We start from the raw sequence: 4,928 nt of genomic DNA on the forward strand, positions 1-4,928 counted from the left end.
GAGTTTTGCCTCAGCGCTTCTACTCAGTCTGGTCGCAACCATTAGTGCTTGCGGAGCCTCTGGTGTCGCTGGCGGTTCATTGCTTCTGATTCCACTAGCTGCTAGCCTATTTAACATTCCAAACGACATCGCTATGCAAGTAGTTGCGATTGGCTTTATCATCGGTGTGATACAAGATTCGGCAGAAACCGCACTGAACTCGTCAACGGACGTACTATTCACAGCAGCCGCTGATCCGACGTATTCTCGTTAATTTATAGAAAGCTAAACGCTATAAATAGAGAAAATAAAAAGGGCCCAATTTATCATTGAGGCCCTTTTTTATTGGCTATCATTTATTTGATTACTTCAGATGATCAATATCTACTTCTATCACGGGTGCTTGCATATCTAATTGGCGTTTTAATTGACGCAGTTGCTCCACCTCATCTAATAACTCAAGTATCAAACCAATTGCTGGAACACTGGCTTCAAAATCACGGCTCAGTCGTGAGGCTCGGCGCACAGTCGTCAGCTGATAGCCGGTAAACTGCTCTCGTTCTGGCACATCATATTCAATAATATTCTCTTCAATCAATTCAATAACCCATTGGCGGTCTTGGCCACAGGCAGATACTAACTCATCTAAGCTCATGATAATGTCGGTCAATTCAGGCGAGTGTTTCATAGCTATTATCCTCGTTTTCTTTCTATTTCATCGTTATCGTATGCATCTCTATTGCGGTGATAAATGACTGCTATCAAGGAGTTGAGTTAACGGTCAATGTGGACATCAGCAAAGGCCTGCTTTAATTGCTTATAAGCATTGGTTGCCGCTTCGCTACTGATATCAGGATTAACAATATTTAAGGTCAAATACAAATCACCTGCTTTCTTGGTAGGAATACCCTTGCCTTTTAGACGTAAATTACTACCAGATTTACTGTTTTTAGGGATAGTGACACCAAGCTTTCCTGCTGGCGTACTGACATTGATTTTTTCACCCAATGCCGCCTCCCATGGAGCGATATTGACGGTTTGATAGACGTCAGCACCTTCAACACGAATATTATCTGCATGACGGATCTTTACTTTTAAAAATAAATCGCCATTTTTACCACCACCGATACCAGCCGCACCTTGTCCTGCTAGCCGAATCTGTTTGCCATCAGTAATGCCTTTAGGAATTTTAATTTTCAGTGTTTTATTGTCATAATCAACGTTGCCATGAGCCTGACGAACCGGAACGTTTAATTTGATACTATAATCGTCACCGTTGTAAACTGATGCCAAATCGACCGTAATCTCTGCATGCTGATCTTGACCCTTGCTATCTTGTGACCCAAAGCCACCACGCTGTGATTGTCCGCTCGCGCCACGACCAAATGCAGAAAAAATATCATCGAAGCGAAATCCACCATCGCCATAAGCTTCGCCATCACCAAACTGATCTTTGACATCTTCCCAACGGAATCCACCCTGACCACCACCTGCCGACTGACCACCAAAGCCACCAGCACCGGATTGGCCCGCAAAAGGATTGTCTAGCATGGCATCATATTCTGCACGCTTGTCCTTATCGCGAATGGTTTCGTAAGCATTGTTAATCTCCGCAATCTTATTATCAGCATCCGGATGATCGCTAACATCAGGATGATATTGACGAACAAGCTTACGGTATTTTTTTTTGATATCGGCGTCTGAGGCGTCTTTTTTGACCCCTAAAATGTCATAGTAGGTTTTCTCTGCCATGTTATTTTTCCTCAAAATAAAAGTATGTTGATAAGATTGGTATGCCCATTTTCAACGATACGGTATGGAAATTTGTGTGACTGCGATATAAAAGGTTGTCGCTATGCTTTAATTATAGTAGCAATAAAAATAAAAATGGTTAGATAAATATTACCAATAATGATGCCAAGCTATAGCAGCATTTAATTTATCTATATCATCTAATATAGCATTATTATCAGCCGTCACTGAATCAGAGTATGTCACCATAATTCGAGCATCGTCATTCTTTGATAACTGCTGGCGTAACGTTAGTTTGGTAAAATCCATACTAGTGCGTCCTTCTCGTTTTGAGGCAATATAAGACAGCTCAGCACTTTTTCTATCACGTTTCGCACGCACACCTACCTCAATACCGATATCGGCATGCTTGTCTTGATCATGGACAGTGGCATTGACCATACCATAACCCAATACATGCTCACCAAATTTGGCACCTGCACCAACGCCTGCTTGAGCATAAGGACTGTGATGGTTGCCAGTAAACCAATCGGTACGAGCACCTGTTTTTAGCTGCCAAGACAGTTTAGGCTCACCTGACAACGGTTGTCTAAGATCTTCAATTTGTTGCATATCTAAGAACACAAAATCCGTCAACGTCAATTGATGCTTATCAAAATCATAGCCCAATGAAGCCTGTACAGCCTCAAAACGCTTATCAATATCCGTGTAAGCATTCAGGGGATCTTTCACAAATAGTGATAAACCGATTTCTGCCATCTCATCAGATAAAACGACTTTGGTTTGTGTGGTTTTATTACTCAATGCTGGAGATGCTTTGTTCGGTACTGGCAGTTGAGCCAAACCATTACTGGCTGGTAGCTTAAAGCGCTGACTGAGCAACTCACTTTTGAAAGCCTGATGCTTTGGTGTGTTATCTTGTGATATCTTATAAGTACGATGCAGAATTAAGAAATCAAGCGCAAGTGCTTTGCTCTCTTCATCCAACGTAGCAAGTGGCGCAGTGTCCTCTGTACGAATCACGGAATTGATAATGTCTTGTATAGGCTTAGGTAGTTGACCAAATTTCTCGCGCAGTTGCGTTTGCTCAGAGGGTAAATAACGTACCGAAGATACTAATGATTCGGCACCATCTTCATGCTCTAGCAGCTGATCAAACACGTAATCTGGTGCATACCAAGGGCCTATGCGCTCAGTTGTTTTTACATCGCTTATTAGCTCAAGTAACTCCCCTGAACGATAGCCACAGTTTTGCTTGATAAAATAGTAATCGAAGCGGGCAGATTTTGCTTCATATAAATGATAATTTAATAATTGAGTTTCATACGATTCAAGATTAAGGACATATTCCCACATATCTCGTTGTTCATTTTTAGAATATACTGCATCTTGCTTAAAAAATTCTGTCTCCGAAAACCCCGCATCATAAAGCCCAAAAAGTCCTTTGATAGCGTACATGGCGCCATTTTCATTTGCCGGAATGCTAGCACCGAAGTTATAAGAACTATTAAGCAAGTCCTCACTCGAAAGCTCTCTAACTTCCTTGGCCTTATCGGTTTTAGCATTGGTGCTTATAGCAGTGTTGTCTTTATCATCTTTTGGCAGGCTAGTTTTGACCAATACATGACCAAATGAAGAAGCGGGGTTTTTTAGATAATTACTGACTAAAATCAAGCTTATTTCTTGATTGGGATCTGGTAATTGTACGCACTCGTTAAGATTGACATGCAATTCAGGTAGGTGGTGAGTAAGCCATAAATATCTGGCCGGATATTTACAAACGACCTTTTCATCATCAATGCTTTCTATCGTTGCTATCAACTCAGCATAAGGATCAATGTCCTTTTTTGAGCGTGGCTTTGGGTTGGTTAAATAAAACCCTGGCGAGATAACTTCAGCTTTACCATCTTTATAAAATAATAAATGTTGCCACTGTCGATGCTGGGACAGGGATTGTAGTTTTATGGGGTCAATAGTGATACTTTTATTGGCATCTTGTTTTGGCTCTTGGGATTGCACTTTACTGGTCAGTTCTATGATTTGCTCAATATTATTTTCAACATCTGGCAAAGCATCCATCTCACTGTTAGCCCTGCTGTCAACTATATCTGTCTCGATAACATGGTCATTAATAGCGACAACTTGTTCTTTTTTACCTACCGACTCTAGTTTGGCTGGCTTAGGCTCATAATCGTTTGAATCAATAACGCTCAACTCATCAACTCCTACTGCATAAGCAGTAGATGCCGAAAAACAAGCCAACCATAAAAATACTTTTTGCATGTTATCTAGACACCATAAATACATGAGCAATAAAAAACACGTAAGCACTAGGTTTACGTGTTTTTTATCATTAAATCATTAAAAGCTTCAGCATTAAACGAATTGCTTAATAACTGACATTTTCAATATTTAGATAGCGCAGTTTTGCTGAACGATATTAAATAGCGTTTCTGCATTTTGATCTTGTGTAGCGGTACGATACGCAGAAGTCTGAGCATATTGACCATATTGTGCACGTACGCTCGCAGCTGAATCACAGTTAGCAACGTTCTGTAGTGCAGACAAATGAGCACCTTGGCCTGAAGCTAAGTCTTTTTCAACACTTGGAAAGGCTTCTTTGATCAAAACAGCGGCCCTAACATTACCACCTTGGCAAGTGTTAGGAGACATAGAGTCAGAAGTAGCAGCCGTGGTGCCTAAATCCCAAGTTACGTTAGAGATAATAGCAAGAATAGGGCTTGAATTACCAAATAAAGCGCCGCCAATACCGCACTGCTTATAAATCTGCTCGATGGTACGACCGGTATCTGCTGTCTTAAAATTAGAACCAAGATCAGCATTCGCTGTGCTAAATGGAATCATTGCAGCGACAACTGAAGCAAACGCAATTTTCTTCAACATAAAATTTCCTCACAAGACAATAAAAGATAGATTTTCTCACCATACAATCGAAAACTATGAGTGTTTCTAAAAAATCTAAAACAATGTTCAACCTTTGGTATTTTACAAAATAGTAAGAATATAGCAAGATTTTTTTCTTATATTAATGATATTAACTTATATCCAATAACATGAAACTTTTTATCTCATTATACTTGTCTATTTAAATATAATAGAGGCTTTTTATATTATGAATATTTTTTTAGAAGGCAGAATTGGCTTTTGTTATAGCTTAAAAGCAAACAAAAATTATT

General features: G+C 39.9%; 5 protein-coding genes. 1 reads left to right on the forward strand and 4 read right to left on the reverse strand.

Annotation, left to right across the window (positions count from 1 at the left end; all coding sequences use genetic code 11):
* The coding region (locus ACT3QP_RS14065; protein ID WP_444525936.1) for a cation:dicarboxylate symporter family transporter at positions 1-253 on the forward strand (253 nt) is incomplete at its 5' end.
* 90 nt (positions 254-343) lie between these two features.
* Here ACT3QP_RS14065 and ACT3QP_RS14070 read toward each other — a convergent pair.
* From ACT3QP_RS14070 to ACT3QP_RS14085, 4 genes are all read right to left on the reverse strand, one after another.
* Positions 344-667 (reverse strand): chaperone modulator CbpM, encoded by a 324-nt coding sequence (locus tag ACT3QP_RS14070; RefSeq protein WP_444525937.1) that lies wholly within the window; start codon positions 665-667, stop codon positions 344-346.
* An 86-nt stretch (positions 668-753) separates the two neighbouring features.
* The gene (locus tag ACT3QP_RS14075; RefSeq protein ID WP_444525938.1) at positions 754-1,731 is read right to left on the reverse strand and encodes a DnaJ C-terminal domain-containing protein; all 978 of its coding nucleotides are present in this window, start codon (positions 1,729-1,731) and stop codon (positions 754-756) included.
* Between the two features lie 150 nt (positions 1,732-1,881).
* On the reverse strand, positions 1,882-4,014 hold the full coding sequence (locus tag ACT3QP_RS14080) for a lipoprotein N-acyltransferase Lnb domain-containing protein (RefSeq protein WP_444525939.1): 2,133 nt from the start codon (positions 4,012-4,014) through the stop codon (positions 1,882-1,884).
* 129 nt (positions 4,015-4,143) lie between these two features.
* Positions 4,144-4,635, reverse strand: coding sequence for a DUF3015 family protein (locus ACT3QP_RS14085; RefSeq protein WP_192518507.1), 492 nt, complete (start codon positions 4,633-4,635; stop codon positions 4,144-4,146).
* Between the last annotated feature and the right edge of the window lie 293 nt (positions 4,636-4,928).

Origin of the sequence: Psychrobacter sp. AOP7-B1-24 (assembly GCF_052376215.1) — a bacterium.
Taxonomy (GTDB): domain Bacteria; phylum Pseudomonadota; class Gammaproteobacteria; order Pseudomonadales; family Moraxellaceae; genus Psychrobacter.